Annotated in this window: 15 protein-coding genes and 1 pseudogene; 6 read left to right on the top strand and 10 right to left on the bottom strand. The window is 49.6% G+C overall.

The window, feature by feature from the left end; all coding sequences use genetic code 11:
* Position 1: 1 nt before the first annotated feature.
* The 3 genes from HC248_RS16145 to HC248_RS16155 form a co-directional block, all read right to left on the bottom strand.
* Complete coding sequence (locus HC248_RS16145; RefSeq protein ID WP_168923384.1) at positions 2–577, bottom strand: pyridoxamine 5'-phosphate oxidase family protein; 576 nt, start codon at positions 575–577, stop codon at positions 2–4.
* 299 nt (positions 578–876) lie between these two features.
* A complete protein-coding gene (locus HC248_RS16150; RefSeq protein WP_168923385.1) occupies positions 877–1,998 on the bottom strand; it encodes a HupE/UreJ family protein in 1,122 nt (373 codons plus the stop codon).
* Positions 1,995–3,209: a tetratricopeptide repeat protein gene (locus tag HC248_RS16155; RefSeq protein WP_168923386.1), complete on the bottom strand. Its 1,215-nt coding sequence runs from the start codon at positions 3,207–3,209 to the stop codon at positions 1,995–1,997. Before HC248_RS16155 ends, HC248_RS16150 begins: the two co-directional genes overlap by 4 nt.
* A 69-nt stretch (positions 3,210–3,278) precedes the next feature.
* On the opposite strand from HC248_RS16155, the gene HC248_RS16160 reads away from it, so the two are divergent.
* Positions 3,279–3,476 (top strand): hypothetical protein, encoded by a 198-nt coding sequence (locus HC248_RS16160; protein ID WP_168923387.1) that lies wholly within the window; start codon positions 3,279–3,281, stop codon positions 3,474–3,476.
* Between the two features lie 1,697 nt (positions 3,477–5,173).
* Here HC248_RS16160 and HC248_RS16165 read toward each other — a convergent pair.
* A complete protein-coding gene (locus tag HC248_RS16165) occupies positions 5,174–6,154 on the bottom strand; it encodes an IS30 family transposase (protein ID WP_168922266.1) in 981 nt (326 codons plus the stop codon).
* Positions 6,155–6,847: 693 nt separating this feature from the next.
* On the opposite strand from HC248_RS16165, the gene HC248_RS16170 reads away from it, so the two are divergent.
* Positions 6,848–7,366, top strand: coding sequence for a hypothetical protein (locus tag HC248_RS16170; RefSeq protein WP_168923388.1), 519 nt, complete (start codon positions 6,848–6,850; stop codon positions 7,364–7,366).
* A gap of 44 nt (positions 7,367–7,410) precedes the next feature.
* Here HC248_RS16170 and pehA read toward each other — a convergent pair whose 3' ends face one another.
* From pehA to HC248_RS16200, 6 genes are read right to left on the bottom strand one after another with little or no spacing between them, the layout of a single operon-like run.
* Complete coding sequence (pehA, locus tag HC248_RS16175; RefSeq protein WP_168923389.1) at positions 7,411–8,949, bottom strand: phosphoric/sulfuric ester hydrolase PehA; 1,539 nt, start codon at positions 8,947–8,949, stop codon at positions 7,411–7,413.
* A 28-nt stretch (positions 8,950–8,977) separates the two neighbouring features.
* Positions 8,978–9,931, bottom strand: coding sequence for an ABC transporter permease (locus tag HC248_RS16180; RefSeq protein ID WP_202882391.1), 954 nt, complete (start codon positions 9,929–9,931; stop codon positions 8,978–8,980).
* Entirely contained in the window at positions 9,931–10,869 is a 939-nt protein-coding gene (locus HC248_RS16185) for an ABC transporter permease (RefSeq protein ID WP_168923390.1), read from the bottom strand. Before HC248_RS16185 ends, HC248_RS16180 begins: the two co-directional genes overlap by 1 nt.
* A complete protein-coding gene (locus HC248_RS16190) occupies positions 10,863–11,924 on the bottom strand; it encodes an ABC transporter ATP-binding protein (protein WP_168923391.1) in 1,062 nt (353 codons plus the stop codon). Before HC248_RS16190 ends, HC248_RS16185 begins: the two co-directional genes overlap by 7 nt.
* The gene (locus HC248_RS16195; protein WP_168923392.1) at positions 11,921–12,934 is read right to left on the bottom strand and encodes an ABC transporter ATP-binding protein; all 1,014 of its coding nucleotides are present in this window, start codon (positions 12,932–12,934) and stop codon (positions 11,921–11,923) included. Before HC248_RS16195 ends, HC248_RS16190 begins: the two co-directional genes overlap by 4 nt.
* Positions 12,931–14,601, bottom strand: coding sequence for an ABC transporter substrate-binding protein (locus tag HC248_RS16200; RefSeq protein WP_168923393.1), 1,671 nt, complete (start codon positions 14,599–14,601; stop codon positions 12,931–12,933). Before HC248_RS16200 ends, HC248_RS16195 begins: the two co-directional genes overlap by 4 nt.
* Before the next feature lie 423 nt (positions 14,602–15,024).
* Between HC248_RS16200 and HC248_RS16205 the strand changes: the two genes are divergently transcribed.
* From HC248_RS16205 to HC248_RS16220, 4 genes and pseudogenes are all read left to right on the top strand, one after another.
* The gene (locus tag HC248_RS16205) at positions 15,025–15,594 is read left to right on the top strand and encodes a phosphonate degradation HD-domain oxygenase (RefSeq protein ID WP_168923394.1); all 570 of its coding nucleotides are present in this window, start codon (positions 15,025–15,027) and stop codon (positions 15,592–15,594) included.
* A gap of 498 nt (positions 15,595–16,092) precedes the next feature.
* Positions 16,093–17,317 (top strand): annotated as a pseudogene (locus HC248_RS16210) (ISL3 family transposase).
* Positions 17,318–17,442: 125 nt separating this feature from the next.
* A complete protein-coding gene (locus tag HC248_RS16215; protein WP_168923395.1) occupies positions 17,443–21,174 on the top strand; it encodes an EAL domain-containing protein in 3,732 nt (1,243 codons plus the stop codon).
* Positions 21,175–22,627: 1,453 nt separating this feature from the next.
* Complete coding sequence (locus HC248_RS16220) at positions 22,628–24,010, top strand: PQQ-dependent sugar dehydrogenase (RefSeq protein WP_168923396.1); 1,383 nt, start codon at positions 22,628–22,630, stop codon at positions 24,008–24,010.
* Positions 24,011–24,280: the final 270 nt, after the last annotated feature.

The raw sequence follows: 24,280 nt of genomic DNA on the forward strand, positions 1-24,280 counted from the left end.
TTTAAGCCACACGCCACTCCCAAGCCTCGGCTTGGAAGACGGCGCGGCGATGGCCTTCACGGCTAAGCTCTAACCAATCAATAGACTGTACTTGTGCGGTGATGATGGCTAGGTTGTGCGAAGGCGAAGGAGACGACGCGAGCGCGGGCTCGGCATCATCAGCGGCACTCTGGAGTAAATCTCCCGGCGCGCGGGCCGACAAATAGTCGCCAGCGGCATGGGACTGACTCACCCGCGCCCAGACCGCATCAACCTCAGGCCCGCTGTGCTGCACCGAGACACTGGCTTTGACCCTGAGTTGCCAGTTTAGTCGCTTGCTCCAAAACGCCAGCATCAGCGCCGGCTTAAATGCCAGCTCCGCTACTTTCGGGCTACGGCCATCGGTATAAATTTGCAGCGTAGCCAGCTTGGCGTCGGCATGCCTTAGCACAACACTGCGCGCTTGCGGCAAGCCGTCTGCGCTGACCGTGGCTAACACCGGCGTGCGCCATTCATGGTGCCGGTCTTGCGTGGCGCGTTGCAGTTCCATCCAAATGCGTTGGCGGATTTCGGGTTCGGTTTGTAGTGAAGTTTTCAAAGTGGTGAGCCTAGGGTGAACAGTAGCAAATGTTTTAACGCAAGCCTTAGTCAAGAAGACCGGCGGGGTCTAAATACCCACTTTTATTCCTGCCTTTTTTCCCTACTTTTTTGCACCGTTCGCTGTGCAGCGCGTCGCGCTTGTGCTGTCACTTTGACGATAAATGCGATTGCCTTTGAATTAGCCAAGCAATGCTAGCGCTCAATTCAAACAAGGCTTCAGGCGATCCACTCCAACTCAGCGCATGGTCTGGTCCAGCGATGCCGCAACAACTGATCCGTCAGCGCGGGCTCAAGAACTTAAAAGCCTAAGAGCTTGAGGTCAAACACGCGCTCTATCAACCACACCAATGCCACCAGCATGATTAGCCACGAACCGACTAAAAATACCCCACGCAGATAAAACCGCGTGTGACGAAGTAAAAAAGCCAGCGGTAAAAATACTGCGACTATGGCCATTTGTCCGACCTCAACGCCAGCATTAAAGCCCAACAGCGACAACACCAAAGCGTCGGCAGGCAAACCAAGTTCGGCCAAAACGCTGGCAAAGCCAAAGCCATGTATCAAGCCAAAACCGAAGGCCACCAGCCAGCGCTTGTGCTCTACAACCGGCCAAATATTGTTGGCCGCAGCCAGCACCACCGACAGTGCGATAGCAGACTCCACCAACCGCGAAGGCAGTGACACCAGTCCCAATGCAGCCAGCGACAAAGTAATCGAGTGCGCGGCGGTAAATGAGGTCACTACCCACAGCACCTCGCGCAAAGCCACGCCAAAATTGTCGACGCCGCGCCACCGCCGCATGCTCACCACCAGCACGGCAGGCAGCAGTAGCGAGAGCAAAAACAAAATATGGTCAAAGCCAATCCAAATGTGCCAAACACCTTCTTCTAGGTACTTGGTGAACTGCTTCCAGCGCGAGACTTTCTCGGCACTAAATTGCACCAAACCGCTGCTTGGTGAGAGCACGGTTGTGTGGGTGACGCCGTCGAGGTTTAAGCGCAGCAGGCCACGGTGCAAATTATCCAGCTCAAACAACAAGCGGTATTGCAAGCCCAAGTCGCCAGTTGCGGCGGGGCAATTACCGGTGATGTGCAAAACAGCGTAGCCGCCATCCGTGTGGTCATCGACCTGAAGACTTGACACCGCCAGCGAGCAAGCACCGCCGCGTGCAATATCTAATCGACTCAAGGCCCAAGCCGATAAGTCGTTCTGACGCGCGCGCAACTCGCCCCAAGTAATTTCAGCATCACCGTTACTGTCAAGGCCTAGCGCAAAGTCTATGTCTCTCAGGGCAATATCCCATTGGGCGGTGATGGCCATGCCTTTTGCATCCACCACCAAAAAGCTGTCGCTGGCTTTATGCGCCCAAGCACTGGGCTGGCACAGCAGCAAAACCATCAGCAGGACAAAGCGCATCATGATTTGCTTTCAGACTTCTTTGAACTAAGCGGTAATTGGCTGATTTGCTTGGCTAGGCTTTGCAGGTGCGCGTCTTCAAAACGACTCGTTTGCAACCAGTCGAGTGCAGGTTTAGCGCCTTCAGCGCTTTTGGCGGCCAGCGCAGATTCGAGCAAAATCCGGACGTCGCGCGGCTCTTTTTGCACCTGATAGTTGTCCATGGCCACTTGCAAAGATAAGGCGGGATTGTTGCGTAGCCGGAGCTGAAAGCGCGCCTCTTCTGCCCGGTGCGTGGTGTCGCCACGCAGCTTGGCTGCGGCGAAGCGGTCATCCAGAGCCTGAATGTGGGCCGCCGCTGCGGGTAGCTTTAACAACGCTTCAGCCTCAGCCAAACGCAGCAGCAGACCGTCTGACGCTTCCCAAGAGGCCAGCAACTTGGCGACTTCAGCGGGGCGCTGGTTATCGAGCAAAAAATCAGCCCAAGCGGCCAACAAATAGCCATCGTCTTGACCTAGCGCCACAGCGTCACGGTAGTGGCGCTCAGCCTTAGCGGTCTGGCCCTTCCAAGCGGCTACCTCGCCCAGCCGGGTGAGTAACCAGCGGCGCCTGTCGTCGTCACGGGTAGTCGACAAGGCTTGTTGCAGCGTCGCATAGCCATCGGCCAGCTGACCGGTATAGGCTTGCAATAGGCCGGTACAACCGCCGTACAGCACGGCGCGCTGCATTTGCAAAAGTGCGGCGCACTCTTGGCTGGCGTTGCTGTACTTGGCTTCCACCAAATAAATCGCGCCACGCCAGGCATGCGCAATGGCTAGATCGGGATCCATAGACTTAGCGGCAGCAAAGTCAGTTAATGCGCCAGCAAAGTCGTGCCGGTATTGCTGCAACATGCCGCGTGTGATGAGCAAGTCCGGTGTCATTTTGCTGCCGAAACGCGCCACGATGGCATCGGCATAACCCACGTAACGCGGGTCACCAAGCGCCAGCGCTAAATTAAAATACGCCTGCGCCAGCGTGACAGAGGCGGCGGCGTCATCAGGCGCCTTCAACACGTTTGCACGCATCTCCGCTAGGGCTTTAGCACGGGTGTCACCAGCGCGAAACGGGAGTCGCTCTATGACGGCGGCGTCTTGGGTTGGTGTGCGCGGGGCAGTCAACGCTGGCGTAGCCAACACCGCTGCAAACAGGGCTAGCCCAAACTTAAAAGACCACTGGTTGCATTTAATAAGCATATATAAGGTACATTGTATCGGCGGTGTAAAGGCCGTTTATCTGATCGATTAAAACTTAGGAGATTGACCATGCAAAAATTATTGTCTAGCCTTGTTATTGCTGCTTTCGCAACTGCTTCAATGGGTGCTTTCGCAGCCGCCCACGGTGGCGCTATGTCGGACAAAGAAAAAGCAGAAATGGCTGAGAAATGCGCCAAGATGGACCCGGCTAAAGCCGATGCCAAAATGAAGGCCGAATGCAAAAAAATGATGGAAATGAAGAAGTAATTTTTACTTTCATCTGAAAAAGCGGACTTTTAGTCCGTTTTTTTTTGGCTTTCCTTTTGTCATTAAGCTATGAAGAACGAGCCAAAACACCTTTTTTGAACCAGCGACTCAACAGCTTTCACAAAAATCCTAATTTTTGTCTTTTAGCTGATGCGCGCTTGTGTCTGACAGCGCGTCACAGCTGTGCCGCTGACGTAGCGCCATTAAATAATGGCCTTTGTAATTTAATTTTTGACACTTTCAGCTCGGATCGATTTTTTTGATCAAATAATCACCCGGCGGCAACCCAGCCCATAGCCGCTCGGCATAAATGACAATTCGCCCTACGCGTTCAGCGCAACGCGTTTGACTAATACTCCGGCGCCAGCACTAACCGCACCAAGCAGATTCTGAGCGAGATTAAACAAGTAATAAAAAAAAGAAACGAAGCAACTTCGTGTCTGTCATTTAGTTTTAGGTCGCCGCGTCTTCGCAACTTTTAAGTGCTCATAGTGAAATAAATTTTGATGCTCATCCACACGTGGTTTAGTTCGACCAAGATGTTAGCCATGAGTCTAAGCATCTCGCGATTTTTGTGACAACGTTGCCACGTGTGTTCTGCGTTTGATATTCTTGTTCAAGCCTTCTAATCACCTGTCCGCCTTTGCGCAATCGCTCATAGCGCGCAAAGAGCAACGCATAAGACGTTTCATCATGTGATGGGTTGCGCCTAGTTTCTAAGCTGACGTCTAACTTTTTGGTGTAGTGACTGATTTTATTTGAAGAAATACTACCCGCTGAATCGACTAGTAATGACTTGCAGATACACCCTAAAAAATTTAAAAAAATTTCTGTAATGCGGAGGTAAATTACAGAAAAAAATAGATCAGAGTACGCGGAAAAAAATTAAAAAATCAAAGAAATAAGCCAATATATTTGGATAAATATTTAAGTTCTAGACACGCGCAATAGGAAGGAAATTTGAGTGAATTTTTTCTTCTTAATTTTGTATTGTTGATTTTATATTTTGGTAATCTCAGAAAGATTTATACCGAATAAAAATGGTTAACTTTGAAATTTATTAGCTTACCAATTCATCAATTTATTGACAATTTTTAATACCTATTAGCGAGCCAGTACGCTCCAAAATAAAAGCATTCCAAGCCAAGCATTTTGCATCGAGCGATGCGGCAGGTTTTCAACACCATCTTCCAAAAAGTTAATGATTATTCTGTCCAGCGCAGTGGCTAAAAAAAATAGCAATGCAAATGACAATCACATAGTCCGCGCGTCATGGTGCGAAATCGCAATCAGTTCAAGCGCCTAAATCTGAGTGAATTTTTTCACTTTTCACTTTTCACTTTTCACTTTTCACTTTTCACTCTCACGAGATATTGAAACCAAAGCGCAATATCAACTGCTATAGCTTGCGTTTATAAATTTTCTGTTGTGTACGTAAAAAACAGAAATTATTAATTGATATAGATCAAACAGAAATAAACGCTTTTGTTTTTATACCAACAACATTTAGAATCCCAATGCCTAAAAAATTTGGTACTTTCTGGCTCATTTAATAAGCACACGCTTGACCGAAAAAATAGAATCTACTAACTATTTTGTGCTGTTGTCAGAGCAAAAAAATTTAGCAAAACAAACTTAGCGGCTATTCATTTGTGGATGAATTCTCGCTACCAAGCCGCGTTTATTAAGGGGCGGATTCAAGCTTGAAGTGCAACCGTATGCTGATAGGACTCTAACTGTTCCATAAAAACCTGATGCGGCGTTCGATACCCTAAACATTTTCTAGGACGATGATTGAGCCTGTGCATCGCTAAAGCAATGTCATCGTCGGTTATGCAATTAAAGCGCATCCCCTTTGGGAAAAACTGGCGAATCAAACCGTTCATATTCTCGTTCGCCCCACGCTCCCACGAGGCGTATGGATGGGCGAAAAAGAAATCTGCACTCAGCGCAGAAGCTATTCGTTCATGCTGAGAAAATTCCTTGCCGTTATCAGTCGTGAGAGTGTGCACGCAATGAGCGAACGGTTTGAGTAAAGTGATTAACGCGTCCCCTACGGCTTGCGCTGTTTTGAATGGCACGTGGAAAATTATTGAATAGCGAGAGACACGCTCATTAATCGTCACTAGTGCTTGCTTCTGCCCGGCACCAATCACCAGATCAGCCTCCCAGTCGCCAAAGCGCGCACGCTCAAGCACGATGTCGGGTCGCAGTTCTATTGAGACCTGGTGAGAGATGGTGCCGCGCCGTTCACGGCCACTGCTGCGTTTTTTTCGCGTCTTCTGGCAACGCAGTGTTTTATGCAAGGTGCCGCCCGCGCGTTTGTCAGCGTAGATGTACTGGTAAATGCTCTCATAGCTAACACCGGGTTGGTGGCTAGCTTCGAGGTGGCCGCTGATTTGCTCGGGGCTCCAAGCCTCAGCCAACTTTTCCTCCACTACAGCCCATGTCGAGTCAGCAACTCTAGGACTATTGGCGCAGGCAAGTCTACGTTCTTGGGCTTTGTCATTTGCCTGCTTAGGGCGATAGCCTCGTAGACCGCGGTTACGACGCAACTCACGGCTGATGCTCGATTTATCACGGTCCATCATTTTTGCAATTTCACTTTGATTGAAGTTTGCTTTGACGAGGATTGCAATCTGGTAACGTTCGTCACGGGTGAGGTGTGTGTAAATCATTCTGGGCAACTTTGACTTGGTAGTCGGGAAGCTTGGATGCTCTCACATCTCACCCACCCGTACGGTTAATTTCAAAGTTGCACTTCAGACTTGAATCCGCGCTGTCTTTCATGATTGTTACGCACCTAAAAAAAAATTTGGGCCGTGATAGGGTGTTTTGGACTGTTTTAGATTGATCGATTTTTTGAGTGCTAATTTGTCAACGACACCATTGAAATGAATTGATTGACCATTCGCGTGAAGATAGCAAGCGCTACTACTAGCGCGCAGCTAGGTGCAAGTGATTGCCCAAATGGCAGGTTCAAGCTAGCGATTAACAGCTTTTAGATTGGAGGACTATGCGTTGAGCAGCGAGCTACGGTTTGTAGCTGCGGCGGCAGCTGTCAATTGTCTGACCTGTATTAGTTCGAATCAGGTAATCGCAGATTGAAGGAAATGCGTACGTGCAGACTGTTATCCCTTAGCCACTCCTTAACACCGCTCAGTGATGCGCAAAAAAACCTGACTGAGACAGCTTTGTTAGTCGTACCTAAGCAGAGCCAACTGGTTGGCACCTACTCCCTAGCCATCGGCTCAGGTGGGCGCACTAAATCTACGCTTGCCAGCGGACGAATACAGCACGGTTTAATCGGCAATTGTCGCAACCGGCACCGACGCACACATTACGTTTGATGATGGTTGGGGACTCGGCGCGTGGCCTTGGGTTATGGCGCTAGCAATACAGGTGGCGCCAGTCATGCGCAGTCGAGCGAGCTGCGCCAACTGTTTAATACCTGCGGCGGCAATGAAGTCGAACTTAAAATTTATAGCCGTTACCTGAGCCCTGAATTAGCCAAGCAAGTGTTGCTAGTACCGAACTTAGAAAAAATCCGACTGCAAAGCAATAGCACAGGTTTTTTTACCGCCAGCGCTACCCAATTGGAACTCCTAAATCCTAAGAAACCAATCTACCAATTTCAGGTGCAATGGGTCTGTCAGGTGATTACCGTGGGTACGGATGCGACCTTGAAAATTGCACGCTTTGGCGCTCATGCCAACAATATGCGTCAACCGGTTGGGCAAGCCAACGGCCGCATGGCGGTCAGCACCGTTATCAGCATAACGCTAAATTCTTCAGGCGGTCTAGCAAAAATTAACCACACATTCTTTGACGCTGCCGTGGGTATTGAGAACATCATTTCCTTCGATGTTCTAACCGATGCCAAACTTTAGTTCAGGCACGCACTAGATTGCTTAAACAGCACGCCGCTTCGACACTACGGCCTCGATTGCAAGCCCTCAGGAGAAGCGGCAAAGCCGGTCAAGGTGCGCTCTGCATGGCTCAAGCGCCAGTTCAGCATTTTTTGTGCGTACTGCAAAATCAGCGTAGCGTAGTGCGGATTGTCGGCCTGGTTGTGCAGTTGCTCGGGGTCTTTTTTGAGGTCAAAAAACAGCGGCGCTAAGGCCGCAAAATGCACGTATTTATAGGCCTTGTCTTGCACCACGGCGAGTGCGCATTGATCCATTTTTAGACCTAAGAATTCTTCTGGCTTAGAGTAAAAAATATTTCGAAAGTCGTATTCATAGTGCACCTCTTCACGCCAATCAACAGGTGTAGCGCCGTGGTGCACAAAGGGCAGCAAGGATTCTCCGTCGCAGCTGCGCGGCACTTCTTGCCCCAACCATTTCAAAATCGTCGGCATGGTGTCTATGGTTTCGGTGAACGCCGACACCAATGTGCCGCGTGTGGCATCGGCAGCAGCACTCGGGTCGCGCACCACCATAGGGATGTGAAAACTCTCGTCAAAATAACCCACCTTGCCAAGCAGGTGATGGTCACCGAGTTGCTCGCCGTGGTCACTGGTGAAAACGATTAAGGTGTTGTCCCACTGACCAGTCTGTTTTAGATAGTCAAACACACGGCCGAGTTGATCATCGATCTCGCTCATCAAACCATAGTAAGTTGCGCGCAGTTGGCGAACTTCCGCATCGCTCATTTCGCTGGCCGCGCCTTGGCCGTTTTGAAAGAATTTTTCTCGTGGTGTGTTGCGCAGATAAAAATCTAACACCGGATGTTGCGCGGCTTCAAGTTCTGCCGAGGCGGCGCGCACCGGTGACGGGCAATGCTGCGGATCGTACATCGCGTGATACGGCGCGGGAGCCGCAAACGGTGGATGCGGCCGGTAGTAACCGAGGTGCAAAAACCAAGACTTGTGCTCAGTGCCGCGCAGATAGTCAAGCGCGCGATCAGTAAACCAAACCGTGTCCGACAGTTCAGCCGGAATGCGACTCGGCTTAGCGCTGGCACCGATATCAGTGGCTTCCAAATCTTGCGGCAACCAAATGTCCCAAGGATTTTCCGGCATGGGAAAACCTTGGCCCGCAACCCAAGAAAAATAGGCCTCCATCTTGTTGCCCCAAGAGCCAACCGGACGCCAACCCTCCATGTCAGCGCCCAGCACTTTAAAGCGCGGGTCTTGTGCGGCAGTTACCCGTGGGTCTGGCGTGGTGGTGGTGTAGCCGACCAGTGCCGGGTCATAGCCGGCCTTGCGCACTTCAAGAGCGATATTGGTGTGGCGCGCATCGAGTGGAATCGTATTTTGAACCGCTCTGTGATTCATCATGTATTGACCAGTCAACAAACTGGCCCGACCAGGACCGCAGGGAACAGCCTGGGTGTAATGCTTGGCAAAGGTCACCCCAAGCGCTGCCAGGGCTTGGATGTTGGGCGTTTTAATCACCGGATGATCGAGCATGGGCAGCGTGTCACCACGCCACTGGTCGACCACAATCATGAGCACGTTTTTTTGTTTCACTAAAACCTCACTGGAATAAAAAAATAAATCAACGAAGCGTGGGATCCAACCGGTCACGCAACCAATCACCCACCAAGCTGACAGAAAAAGTAGTCAGCACAATCACCGCACTAGGGGCCAACAAAATCCACGGCGCCGACTGCAAATACTCGCGGCCAGAGCCGACCATATTGCCCAGACTTGTCATTGGCAGCTGAACGCCCAGACCCAAAAATGACAAGCCGGCTTCGAGCAAAATCAGCTCCGGAAAAGTCAGTGTCACACTGACAATCAAGGTGCTGGCGATATTCGGCAATACATGCAAGGCATAGACCCGCAGCGGTGACGCGCCTATCTCATGAGCCGCTGCGGCATAGCCTTGCTCGTTGGCGGCAATCGTCAAACCGCGGGTAATCCGAGCCGCACGCTCCCAGCCGTAAAACCCCATCAAGGCTATAAAAAGTGGCAAGGTATTACCCAAAAAAGCCAACACAGCAAGGGCTATCACCATGAAGGGCATGGAGGCCTGAAAGTCGACCAGCAGCAACACCAGTTGCTCAACCCAAGCGCGAAAGTGCGCCGCCAAAAAGCCCAGCGTGATGCCTATCGTGGCGGACAAAATCGTGCCCAAAAAAGCCACCAACAAACTGATGCGCACGGAGACGAACAAACGCGAGAGTAAGTCGCGCCCCAATTCATCGGTACCCAGCCAATGCGCAGCGCTGCCGCCGAAAAAGACCGGCGCTTGCAGCCTGGCCGTGAGGTCGAGTTGGGTGTAGGGGTAAGGCGCTAGCCAATTGGCAAAGACGGCTACAAAAAGTACCAACACCAGCCAACCCATACCAGCGAGAACCAGCGGCGGGTAGGCTACCAAAAAGCGTTTTAAACGTTTTAAGAAACTTTGCCGGTTAGAAAAATTAGCCTCGTTTTCATCATTGGCCGCATTTGATTCAGCCAGCAAAGGCGGCGGTAAAACCAAGGTAGAAGGCTTTAGTTTTTGCATTAGCCGGCCCTTCCAGTCTTGGCGCCAGAACGCAGGCGCGGATCAAACCAGCCATACAGTGCGTCGACTAATAAATTCGACGTCACCATGGTCGCGGCCACTAACAGCAGCAAACTTTGCACCACCGCCAGATCACGGCTGGCCACCGCAGACACCAACAAGCGGCCAACACCAGGCCAAGAAAACACACTCTCGACCACTACCGCGCCGGCAATTAAACTGCCCACCATAAAGCCAATGATGGTGATGGTTGGAATCGCAGCATTCGGCAGTGCGTGGTTGCGCACCACGCTTTGCCACTTCAAACCTTTGGCCGAGGCGGTGCGGATATACGGCTGACCCATGACTTCTAGCATGGCCGATCGGGTAAACCGCGCCAAGATGGCAGCGCCGCCCAAACTCAGCGTGACGATGGGCAAAATAGCATGCTGCCAACTGGTATTACCACCACTAGGCAACCAGCCTAAGCCGACGGCAAACAGCAAAACCAAAATCAGGCCCAAGACAAAACTCGGCACGCTATAGCCTGCCACCGCCAAGCTCATGACCAAGCGATCTAGCAGTGAGTTGCGGTTTAGTGCGGCAAAAATACCAGCCGGAATGCCGATCAATAGTTTGAGAAAAAAAGCCGGCAAGGTAATCGCCAAAGTCGCCGGTATGCGTTCGAGCACCATCTCCATTGCAGGACGACTGTCGCGCATAGACTGGCCGAAATTACCCTGCAATAAATTGCTAAAGTAATTGAGGTACTGCTGCCACAAAGACAAATCTAAGCCCCAACCTTGGCGAAAAGCAGCCAGCGCTTCGGGCGGTGCCTCGGCCGACATAATCATCATGGCCGGGTCGCCGGACAGGCGCAAAATAAAAAAAGCAAACGTCAAAACTAAAAAAATCGTCACCAAAGCGCGCAGTAAACGCGAAGCCATGTAGTTCAACATGCTGGCTCCGAGCGCAGTTTTTCGACTTGCATGACCGGCGCTAAAACTGGCGCTAGAACGGGCACTAAAGCTGGCGTTTGAGTCAGCAAGTGACAGGCTGCTAGCCGCCCACTGCCCAACGCCAGCAAGTCAGGCCGCTGCTCGCGGCAGATCGGCATGGCATGCGCGCAGCGCGGGTGAAACGCGCAACCGGATGGGATGTTGGACGGGTTTGGTGGATCGCCTTGCAGCACCACCCGCGGCGCTTCCGTGCTGCGCCAAGGTGAGGCTATCGCCGACACCAAAGCTTGCGTGTAGGGGTGTGCGGGTCGCTGAAAAATCTCTGCCGGTGCACCGCGCTCGACAATTCGGCCCAGATACATCACGGCGACTTCGTCACTGATTTGGCGAATCACTTTGAGGTCGTGGCTGATGAATAAAAAAGCCATTCCCAAGCGTTGCTGTAAGTCCTGCAGCAAGTTGATGACTTGGGCTTGAATCGACACATCCAAAGCAGAAATCGGCTCATCACAGACCAACAAACTAGGCTGCATGACGAGGGCCCGCGCCAACACCACCCGCTGGCGCTGGCCACCGGAGAGTTCGTGCGGGTAACGCGCAAACAAATTCGATGTCAGTCCCACTGCTGCCATTAAGTCGGCCGCTTTAGCGCGCCGCTCAAGCGCATTGCCTTGGGCAAAAATCAGCAGCGGTTCGGCCACCTGTTCAATCACTGGCAGCCGTCTGTCCAAGGCACTGAGCGGGTCTTGGTAAACCATTTGCATGCGGCGACGCAGACTGCGCCACTGGGCAGTGCGCTGTGACGGCACGGCTTGGCCTTCAAAAAAAATCGTCCCCGCACTCGGTTGCAGCAGACCCAAAACCAGTCGCGCAGTAGTCGATTTACCGCAGCCAGACTCACCTACCAAACCGAGGGTTTTTCCCGGCGCGAGTGAAAACGACAAGCCATCAACGGCGCGCAAACTAGCTGGTTTGCGCCAGGGGTTTAACCAGTGACTGCCCTTGGGCGCAGCAAACTGAAACGCTAAATCGCGCACCTCAAGCAGCGCGCTCATAAGCTGGCAGTCTGCAAGCAAGCGACCTGGTGACCACGCTCCACCCACCGCTGGGCGGGCACACCCATCGCGCACGCGGCATCGGCTTGTTGGCAACGCGGGCGAAAGCTGCAACCAGAGGGCAGACGGCCCGGCTCCGGCACGCTGCCAGGAATGGCGACCAATGGCTGGCGCGGTCCGGCCAGATCGGGTAGGGCTTGCAACAAACCGCGGCTGTAGGGATGACGCGCACTGTCAAACAACTGGCGCGCCGAGGACTGCTCGACAATCCGCCCCGCATACATCACCAAGACTCGGTCCGAGACCTCGGCAATCACGCCAAGATCATGCGAGATCAAGGCCATGGCCATCTGCGAGTCACGCCGAATCTCGGCCAGCAATTGCAGTATTTGGGCTTGAATGGTGGCGTCCAACGCGGTGGTCGGCTCGTCCGCCACCAACAGGTCTGGCTCACCCGCCAAAGCCATCGCAATCATCACGCGTTGATTAGTGCCGCCCGACATTTCATGCGGATAGCAAGTCAAGCGCTCGACCGGATTCGGAATATGGACGCGGTCTAACAGCCGTAAGGCCTCCGCACGCGCCGCTTGACCGCGCAGGCCCCGGTGCAACTGCAAGGATTCAATGAGCTGTTTGCCAATGCTGTGCACAGGGTTTAAGGCCGAGGCCGGGTCTTGAAAAATCATCGCGATTCGTTTGCCGCGAATACCTGCGAGTTGGTCACCCGATAAATGATGAATCGCTTGCTGGTCTAAATGCACCGTGCCACTGACCCGAGCTTTTGGTCCGAGCAAACCCAGTACCGCCAACCAGGTCACGCTTTTGCCGCAACCGGATTCACCCACAATACCGACCGCCTCACCGGACTGAATATCCAAGTCAATGCCGTGCAGAACCGGCACTATGCGCTGACCGTTGTCAAAGCCAACTTGCAAACCGCGAATGCTAATTAAGGGGTCAGAATGCTGCGCCAACGGCTCGACGTGCGACTGTTTTAAAACCGCGTTCATGGATTTGGATAACGTAGATTGACCGCCGTGAAATCCATAGTGAAGGTGGGCGACCACTTCCACGCAATATCCTTGCGCTTGCCATAAAACACTGCATTGCGGTGCAGCACGGTATAGGCCGGGTCTTCACGCTCAGCAATTTCCAACATGCGGTGAAAGGCTTGGCTGCGCTGCTGCATGTCGGTTGAATTTTCTAACAAGGTCGACAAAGTATTGAACTCAGAATTCGTCCACTCCCCGATTTGCTGCTGTTGTCCGTTCGGGCCGTGTTGGTTGACAATAGAACTAACCGGATCATTAAACGGAGCGGAATTTGACCAATCACGAATGCCGCGCGGTGTGCTCTGGTCAAAAATTTGCTGCCAGTTTTCCTTCATTTGCAAATCTATTTTCAAACCCACTGCACGCCACATTTCGGTCAGTACTTGCGCGGTCTGCACTTGGTTGGTGTAGTAGTTGTTCAGCACTCGAAAAGGAATGGCTTCGCCCTTGTAACCAGCCTCGCGGAGTAATTTTTTGGCTAGTTGGGGGTCATATTTCGGCACAGTCCAGTCTTTTTGAAACATCGGGCCGTAATACTCCCACTGCAAACCGGCGGGTACGCTGGTGCGCTTAGACCAGAGCGCATTCACAATCGCTTCGCGGTCAATCGAATGCGCCATCGCCAAGCGAATGCGCGGGTCGGCCAGCTGTGGATTGGTTTTATCAAACACAATCAGGCGGTGATTCAGAACCGGGCCACCGACCACTTCGAACTTGGGATTGGCTTCAATGGTTTTAATCTGATCGGGCGGAATATCGGTGACAAAGTCATACTCACCGCTGAGCAAGCCATTGACCCGGCCAGAGACTTCTGGGACCACCTGATAACGCACTTCACGAACCGTTGGTTTGCCGCCGAAATACGCATCATGAGCGGCCAACACCAAGACGTTGTCTGGCGTGAAAGACTTGATCTTGAACGGCCCAGCACTGATAGGATTGCGCGCCCACGAGGCCCAGTCTTTGGCCTCCATAAAGGCGCGCTTGGAAATAATTTCAGAACCCGAACGGGCCAGCCGCCCTTCCATGGTGACATCCGGAACAGTATTGATAAAACGCACCGTGTACTTATCAATTATCTGAACTTTCTCTAACGATGGCCAAAGCCGGCGGGCAATTGCCGGTACCTCTGGCGGCAGTGTCGGGGCTAAGCCCTTGGCCGCAGCTGGCTTAGCGGGTGCATTGGCGGCCTGACTCTCGTTAACACGAATGGTGCTAGCAACTTGGCCGGTGCGCACCGGTTGGGTATTGCCAAACATATAGGCCGGTCCAAATGTAAACACTACATCTTCGGCCGTCATGACATCGCCGTTATGAAACTTCACGCCTTTGCGCAATGTCAACTCTAACGTGTGATCGTTAATACGCTTCCAAGAAGTGGCCAAGCCTGGAATGAGTTTGAGATCACCCTGCCGATCAAGATCAATTAAGGCCGAGTAAATCATCGGAAAACTACGCGAGCCCACATTGCTTTGCTCACGCAAAGGAGTCAGCGTGCCAGAGGTTGAAACCTGCTGAACCGCCACCTTGACGACCGGGCGCGTATCGGTCTGAGTCTGTGCCGACGAGGCAGCGGCAAGCATGCAAATAATCGCTGCCGCCGCCTTTCTAAGCTGAATTTTCATGCTATTTATTCCTGTGTTGAGACCCTGGATAAAATACTAAAAGTGCAATATGTCGTGCTTATGACGCTTGCACTTACACACACTTTTTAAACCCATTGAGGGGCTGAAAAATTCAGTCTCTCAAAATAAATACTAAAGACAAAAAATAAAAATAGCATCTCAAAACTATTTTTAATTTACTTTCTAAAGTGCTCTGATCGACTGGTTTATAGGGCTAATTTTTATCGCCTTGATGGCTTTCATGGAGTTCATTTTTCGGCGCTTGATTAATTTCATACAAGTCATGCGCTTGTCACTGAGTCAAATTAGAGTAGCAAAATTGTCAGCATCACTGCAGTGTTTGCCGCGATTATTCACAGCAACAAACAAAAAAAATCGGCGAGAAACTCCCATCTACTGCTTTTTTTAATCTTTAAAATCAACATGCCCGAAAACCTCTTAGAGCCTTTAAGTGAGATTGAAAATTATTTCAAAACCGATGGTCACTTGGTTTATGGAGAAGCCATCACCCAGTTAGAGCATGCACTTCAATGCGCGCATCTGGCCGAACAAGCTGGCGCCAGCGATGCATTGATCGTGGCGGCTCTGTTTCATGATGTGGGTCATATGCTGCACCGCGACGCAGCCACTGCACTGGCCAATGACGATAAGCATGAAATTTTGGGGGCTAAATTTTTGTCCCGTTGGTTTGCGCCTGACGTCACGCAGCCGGTGGCTTTTCATGTTTCCGCCAAGCGCTATTTATGCGCTCGCGAAGCGCAATACAAAAACAGTTTGTCAGTTATTTCTCAGCACACATTGCGCTTGCAAGGCGGAGTGATGACGGCCGAACAAGCCGATGAATTTTCTGCAACGGCCTACGCCATGGACGGCGTTAGCTTGCGCCGTTGGGACGATTTGGCGAAAGTCAAAAACTTAAGTACCCCGCCCTGGGAACACTTTATACAAATTACATACCGCTGCGCCGCCCTGAAAAAATGCGAGAGCAACTGATTTGAAAATGTTTTTTTTTATTAAAAGATTAGTTCAAAAAACTTTAGTTGTCGCTGCAGCTCTGCATATGCATGCCAAGCAAGCACTTGGCACAAGCCTGAAAGCAGTAGGTTATGTCTTTGACACCACCACTATCAATTTGTACCTGTGGCTGTAACCTATACACACCGTTACGATTGACCAAGGTGGCTTTGCGATGCTGTGCTGCTGTGCTGCTGTGCTGCTGTGCTGCTGTGCTGCTGTGCTGCACAAAAATCTTAAATATTAGCTTTGTTTCTTTGTTCTTTAAAAACGTTATTTTTTGCGGCTCACAGCATCTTTTAATTTTTTAATTTTTTAATTTTTTAATTTTTTAATTTTTTAATTTTTTAATTGTCTGCGCTGTGTTCGGCTCAAATCTAAATGTCTTCCCACTAATTTTTTAATTCTTCATCAATTCCATTGTGAATATTCAATGACACCTGAAAAATTCAGTTTTACAAATTAATTCTCAAGGCAATGAAAGACACTACTCTTTACAAACATCTTCTTGGGTTCAAGACCCAATGGTCGGTCAATAGATATGACTTGTAGCTCAAAAATTAGCGCATAGTCATTAAGGTCGTTTTGAAGAAAGGACAAATCTGGTCTGATCCAACTGATAAGACTAAGCACGCCCACATTAACGGTTGGACTGCTCGCGAATGGCGGCACTTGGATACTTGTTAATTTGAGACGCTTATCAAGGCTCGCTTACCTCAACTTAAGTACAGCGACGGCACAGTTGAAGAGTTGGTCGTACCTTGGGCTGAGCGCTACAGTCGCATGAGTAAATTGATGACCGATTTTTTTATTAAGCTGCTCGAAGTTTGCCCCACAACCCAAGACGTTTGTAAGCTCACGCGCCTGTCTTGGAGCACTGTCAATTCCATCATGGTCAGCGCGGTAGAACGCGGCATGCTCAGGCGGACTACGGACAGCATTGACTATTTGCGAATCGATGAAAAAAGTTCTCAGAAAGGCCACAGCTACGTGACTATTTTGGCCGACATAGCTAGCTTTCAAGTGTTGGACTTAGTGAAGGAAAGAAAGCTCACTGCAGCTCAAGATTTGATCGAAATATTGAGCCCGAAGCAGCGTCAATCGGTCAAGGCGGTGGCCATGGATATGTGGCTGGCTTTTATGAGAGCAGCGCGGCAATACGTCCCGCAAGCTGCCATCATGCATGACAAATTTCATGTCTCTAAATATCTGCGTGACGCGGTGATCACGGTGAGAAAACAAGAGCATCGCAGGCTCTCGCAGCAGGGAGCTTCGCCGTTCACAGGCAGTAAGTGTGTGTGGCTCAAAATCTAGCCAGACGGGCGCGGCGTTGAGGCGATAGCGATTCGAAGTTTGAATCAGCTCAACCTCAAGACGAGTCGCGCGTGGGCGGTTAAATAAAAACTTCGACGCCTTCTTGCATTACAGCTACAAAGGTGCGGCGAATCGTTTCTTTGATGTTTGGGCCATTAGCGCCATGCGCAGTCAACTCAAGCTCATCGAAAAAGTTGTCGGCATCCTTATTAAAAATAAGAATGGACGGCTTAACTTCAGTCAACACAAAATTATTAACACCTGCGCTGAAGGTTTCAATAGTGCCATCCAACTCATCAAAGCTAATGCGCTAAGGTTTCGTCATTTCACTAACTACCGAGCACGAATTTTGTTTCATTGCGACAAGTTGGATTTAGGCATGGCTTGAGATAAAAATCACAGTGAAATTAACGAAGATCCTTTAATAGAGATGTTGTTCACTAAAGGAGTACACTAAATAATAAAAAAACATCTATAAATATTTTTATTTGTGAAAATTTAAGGGTCGCTAATATGGTTACCGCAGCATTTAGTGATTCTGAAGAATACCGCCTACTAGCTCTTGAACAGCTCGAAATTCTTGATTCGCAGGCTGAGGAAGGTTTTGACTCTTTAGTCAAGGCGGCTGCTTTAGTGTGTGAAGTACCTGTGTGCTTAATAAGTCTTGTCGATAAACATCGCCAATGGTTTAAATCAAATTTCGGCTTTTCTAATTTCACGGAAACGCCACGAGACATTGCATTTTGTGCACATACGATTTTGCAAGATGGTCTACTTGAGGTTAAAAACGCCCTAAAAGATAAACGGTTTTACGATAACCCTTTAGTTCTTGGCGATCCGCATTTTCAGTTTTATGCTGGTGCCCCTCTGGTCTTGTCTGGTGGCGCACGTGTGGGAACGCTCTGCATTTTTGACCGTGAACCGCGCACGCTTAATCAAAATCAAAAGCAAGTTCTATTGCAATTAGCTAAGACTGCGAGTCAGCTGATGGAGTTGCGCGCCACTGCTCGCAACAACGAGATTAATTCTGCACAGTTTCGAGATCTGAGTAGCGCCTCGCCAATGGGTATTTTTGCGACTGATCTACTAGGCATTTGCACCTACAACAATGCCGCTTGGCTTAAGATTTTTAATATTTCATTAAAGCAAAGTATTGGATCCAACTGGGCCGCTAGCATCCATCCCGAAGATGCGCCAATAGTTTTCGAACAATGGCAGGCCTTTGCTGAGAAAGGTGAAGTATTTGATGCCGAGTTCCGCATACAGCCAATAGGAGGAGATCTTCGCGTCGTGCATAGTAGTGCGAGCAAGATTATGAATTCGCAAGGCAAGCACACTGGCTATGTAGGAGCAGTCAAAGACATTACGAAACAGTCTCTTGTCGGATACGCCAATCACTCCTTGTTAGGCATGATCAAAAAGCACTTTATGGTCGCGGTGGTCGATTTGTCGGGTCACATAACTGATGTGAATGACGCGTTTTGTGATTTCAATGGCTACTCGCGCGCAGAGTTAATAGGCCAACACCACAACTTGTTGAACTCAAGCTCACACCCCGAATCACTTTTTGCAGAAAGGTGGCTAAAAGTAGAGCAAGGTGAGTCATGGCAAGGTGAAATTTCATACTGCAAAAAAAATGGAAAGCTGCAATGGGTGGATAACGTGATGGCACCACTCAAAGGTGTCTCTGGCCCTGTAGAGAGATATGTTTCGGTCAGTCGCGATATTTCGCAACGTAAAAATTTTGAAGAACAACTGCGTAAAAATAAGCTCTTCCTCGACCGTACAGGCAGCATGGCTGGAGTCGGCGGTTGGGAGGTAGACCTAGTAGCGAACACTGTTTATTGGTCTGACGAGATCTGTCGTATTCACGGCGAAGAGCCTGGTTACGCGCCTTCATTTGATGGGGCAATACACTACTACGCGCTAGACTCGCGCTCTGTCATCACGAACGCAATTGATAGCGCCATTTCGACTGGCAAAGGTTGGGACTTAGAGTTGCAACTAATACGTAAGGACGGCGCTTTAATCTGGGTCAGAGCAATAGGTTCTGTTGAGTTTGAACTGACTAAACCCATACGTCTAATCGGTGCATTTCAAGAAATAACGGAGACCGTTAAAACACGCCAGTTAATTGCAAACATCCACGAGCGTATGCTGCAACTGACAAAAACAGCGGGGGGCGTGGGTGTTTGGGAATATGACGTGCTTAAACATACCCTAGTGTGGGATGAATTAATGTACCGTTTATGTGGTGTTGAGCAAGATGACACGCTTAGTGCAAGAGCTCTTTCGTCACGCCATCTGCATCCGGATGATAGAAAAATAATTAAAAATAAATTTCAAACAGCAATTATTAATGCACAGCAATATGATGCGGAGTTTCGTATTATTTGGACAGATAAAAGTGTTCACACTATCAAAACACTTGGTCACGTAGAGCGTGATGCCACGGGAGCCGCTCAGCGAGTTATTGGTGTAAGTTGGGACGTAACGCATGAACGCGAAATCGAAGCTGTCTTAGTCGAACAAAATGAGCTACTTCGAATCACCATGCAGTCTATCGGTGATGCAGTCATAACTACAAATGCAAAAGGAGAAGTCACGTGGCTCAATCCAGTAGCGGAAAGAATGACTGGATGGGGGGCTCTAGAAGCACACGGGTGTCCATTAAAGAAAGTCTTTCACATCATTGATGAGCAGACGCGATTGCCGCTAAAAAATCCAATCGAGACTTATCTCCAACAAGACCAGATCGTCTGCCTTTTAAACCACACATTATTAATTTCGCGCAAAGGCATAAAGTTTGGAATTGAACATTCTGCTGCGCCCATTCGCAATGCACAAGGCGTAGCACTTGGCGCTGTCGTAGTCTTTCGTGATGTTACAGAGCAACGTCGCCTCGCTAGTGAGATGAAACACCGCGCCACCCATGATGAATTGACTGGCTTGTTCAATCGTGGTGAGTTCGATGATCGCTTAAGTCGTCTTTTAGAAAAATCCAGTGAAGACGGCAGTATTCACACCTTGTTATATATAGATCTAGACGAATTCAAACTGGTTAACGACGCATGCGGACATACGATAGGCGATCAATTACTGAAACAAATAAGTAGTTTGATGGGGGCTGTTATTCGCGACTGCGATACCCTAGCGCGTTTAGGCGGAGACGAGTTTGGTATTATTTTGGAGCATTGCAGCGGCGAGCAAGCTCAGCGTGTGGCGCAGCAGGTCTGTGACCATATAGGGGAGTTCAGACTACATCACGACGGCAAACGCTTTCGCGTGAGCTCTAGCATCGGCCTAGTCGAGCTGAGTCATACTTTCACCAGCACCATCTCAGTGATGCAAGCGGCTGACACCTGCTGCTACGCGGCTAAAGAAGGTGGTCGTAACAGAATTCACACTTGGATTGATAACGACCAAGCTATAAAAGAGCGTCGTCATGAAATGCAGTGGACAAGCCGAATTGAGCAGGCGCTAGACGAGGACCGGTTTGTACTCTATGCCCAGCGATTACATTCTTTAGAAGCCGATACTCAAGGCATACACGCCGAAGTGCTGCTGCGTATGCTTGACAACAACGGCTCTATCATTTCTCCGGCAGCTTTTTTACCAGCAGCGGAACGGTTTCACTTGGCTTCACGTATCGACCGTTGGGTGTTAAACCGCTCGATCGCTTGGCTTAAGGCCTTGGGCTCAGACAGCCCAATTCAGCTGCTTGCGATTAATTTATCCGGTCAAAGTGTCGGCGATATGGCCTTTCACCGAAGTGTTATGGAATATCTTGTGACGCTGCCAGCCACTCTTTGTAAACGCTTATGCTTCGAGATAACCGAAACTGCAGCAGTTACCAATTTAGCTGCTGCTGCACTTTTCATAGAACAAGTACGTGCATTAGGAATCAGCGTCGCACTGGACGACTTTGGCGCTGGTGCGTCATCTTTTGGATATCTCAAACGACTACGTGTGGACTACCTCAAGATCGACGGTCAATTTATTACGAACTTGCTTGACGATGCTTTGGATGATGTAGCTGTGAGGTGCTTTGTGGATTTAGCCAAGGTCATGAATATCAAAACTATTGCCGAATACGTTGATAAAGCACCGGTTTTAGAGAGGATTAAGGAACTTGGTGTCGACTACGCTCAAGGATTTTTTCTGCACAAACCTGAGCCTATTAATTTTTTACTAAAAAGCCCAGTGACTCATAGCGATGGTCAAGCACATCTAAGCCTTCGGTAAGTTTTAAGTTACTCCAAGATAGTCGATTTATTGTTTATACCAGCAGATACCTTAAAAATAAGCTTCTTTATATTCAAATTCAGCCTGTTTTTTTCCTGATCTTGGGTTGCAAAGTATTCCCGTAAATAGCTTGCTTTTTCCGTGCGGCGAAGAACGATTCTGTTATGGCGTTATCCCAATAATTTTCGCGCCTGCTCATGCTTTGAACATGCAAACTTTTCCCGAGTATTTTGCGGTACGCGTTTGACGCGTATTGCGAGCCTTGAACCGTGTGAACCATCACGCTCTTTGGTTTGTCCATAGTGGGAATGGCCGCTTGCAATTCATCTCAAACTAACCTGCTGCCAAATCGTCCACTCATCTACCAGCCAACAACAGCGCGACTGTACAAAACTCGATAACCGCAGCCTCTTTTGGTAATACACAGCCAGCCTTGCGCAGTGTGCATATGAGTAATATCTCCAACCCAAACCTGATGGGGATGCGCACTTCGAACTGGCACTCCAGCAAGTTAGGCGAGACTAATTTTCCGTGATTAGAGTCAGTTGTGCGTTTAAATTTCTGACTGCCTTTAGCGTGTGAACCCAAATAATGCATATGCCTACCGACGGTGCGCGGGCAGGCGCTAAAGCCGCTACCAAGGAGCTCGGCGTGGATGCTGGGTACACCCACTACTCTCGCCATATGCGCATTATGTGTCGTATTACAGGCACGAATGGCATCGCACATATCAGTTGCTCGCTGTGGGCGGGCAAGCCATGCGTATTAGTCCGAGTGTCTAACCGACAAAGCCGCGCATAAAGCGGCCAGGCGGTATGCGCCCAAGTGATATTTCATAATCGTGTACTTGGCAGACTAGGATTTTTTTCAGGAAGTACACGTATGCTTTTCTAGTATGCCGTTGACCTATCGTAAGAGAGCATATTTACGCTCAAGCGAACGCAGTCGTTGTTGATCGGCCATTAAGGCAGCGCCTATCAGCTTAGCTGTGTTCGTAACGGACTGATCTGGGTGAATTAAAACGTATTCGACTACTTCCTGCCTGAACTGTTCGCACTTGTGTTTGCGCATGTTTTTCCTTTTTAAGGTTTAGTTAAAAACCTTTAGAGAAACTCTTTATCTACTTTTTTGGCTAGGTTTAAATCAGTTCTTGCATATTTTAGGGTACCACTATCAGAACGTTTCTCAAGTCAAACTACTTGTCAAGTATAAAAATACTTGCTCAACGCAACTTCGTAGTGTCTTGACGAAAAACTGGCAGAAATTTCAGAAACAAAACGGACAGTAACTTTAGTGAGTCGCGAACTGACGAGGGACCAAGTATTTGACCTACAAGCCAAACGGCAAAAATGTTTTAAGGTTAATAAATATTTCGGCGTTGTCGCCAACCCTCATCAATCAATCATCATGGCTCACTTGCAGTACGAGCCTAGATGAGCAAAGGAGTTTTCATATGCAACTAAGTACATTCATCAACATCCGTCGCAGTTTTACGACGCGTTCAGCTGTAGCACTGGTTGCCGTTAGCGCTCTTGCGGCCTGTGGCGACACCGCAAAATTGCCTGATACTGCTGGTATGGGAACAAACCCTACCTTACCTTCGCCGCAAAGTAGCCTGATTCCAACTGTCAATATTGCTCCAGCTAAAGGCTGGCCAGCGGGCACGAAACCTATCGCCATGGCGGGTTTAACCGTTACTGCCTTTTCTACCGGATTGGAACATCCGCGTTGGCTCTACACCTTGCCTAATGGAGATGTGTTGGTTGCCGAAAGTAACGCGCCGCCGAAACCAGAAGATGGAAAGGGTATTAGAGGTTGGGTGATGGGTCTAGTCATGGGCCGCGCAGGCGCCGGTGTGCCATCAGCCAACCGAATAACACTGCTGCGCGACGTAAACGGAGATGGGCAAGCTGAGGTCAAAACTGTGTTTTTAGAAAACTTGTCATCCCCGTTTGGCATGGCTTTAGTCGGCAATGACTTATATGTAGCCAATACTGATGCTGTAGTTAAATTCCCCTATCGATCGGGAGAAACCAGTATCAGCGCTGTCCCGACCAAGTTAGTAGATCTGCCGGCCGGGCCAATTAACCATCATTGGACCAAAAATCTAATTCCAAACGCCGACGGCAGCAAGCTTTACGTCACGGTGGGGTCAAACAGCAATGTAGGTGAGCGAGGCATGACAGCTGAAGAAGGCCGCGCAGCCATCTGGGAGGTAGATGTCAAAACCGGACAACATCGCGTATTTGCCAGCGGCCTTCGCAATCCGAATGGCATGGGCTGGGCGCCTGACGGCACACTTTGGACAGTAGTGAATGAACGCGACGAAATTGGTAGTGACCTTGTGCCCGACTATCTCACCAGCGTCGTTGATGGCGCGTTCTACGGCTGGCCATATAGCTACTATGGTCAAAACGTAGACGAGCGAGTAAAACCAGCACGACCTGATTTGGTTGCAAAAGCTGTATCCCCTGACTTCGCGCTAGGCTCGCATGTTGCTCCGCTCGGCATGGCGTTTTCGAATAGTAAAACTATGTCCCCGGCGTTAAGTAGCGGCGTTTTCGTAGGAGAGCATGGATCATGGAACCGTAAGCCGCATAGTGGTTATAAAGTAGTATTTGTACCGTTTACTGGATCCAAACCTTCGGGTTTACCAGTCGACGTGCTAACAGGATTCCTTAGCGCAGAAGGTGATGCATATGGTCGCCCTGTAGGTGTAGCGATGGACAATCGAGGAGCACTTTTGGTAGCTGACGATGTAGGCAATACGGTCTGGCACGTTAGCGGACAAACACGGGTAGCTAGTGCTGGCCCGTCATTAGCCGCGAAACCTTGACCGCTAGTTTTACATTTACTAAATAGTTAGTACCAACCAGCTATCGCCATTATTCGCACTGATCACGTTGAAGCCTTTGCAATTTAACCAACTCCTTCAAAATATCAAGTGTGAATTGGTTGTACACAACTGAGCGGTGTATTACGTAGATCGCTGACACTATGCATACGGTTTAAATCAAGGTAAAAAATATTTTAATGACTAGTCATAAATAGCTCTACCGAACACCTCCAAGTCGTTTGTCGTGAAGCAACATCAACTAAAATTTGT

Source organism: Polaromonas vacuolata (assembly GCF_012584515.1).
Classification (GTDB): Bacteria; Pseudomonadota; Gammaproteobacteria; order Burkholderiales; family Burkholderiaceae_C; genus Polaromonas; species Polaromonas vacuolata.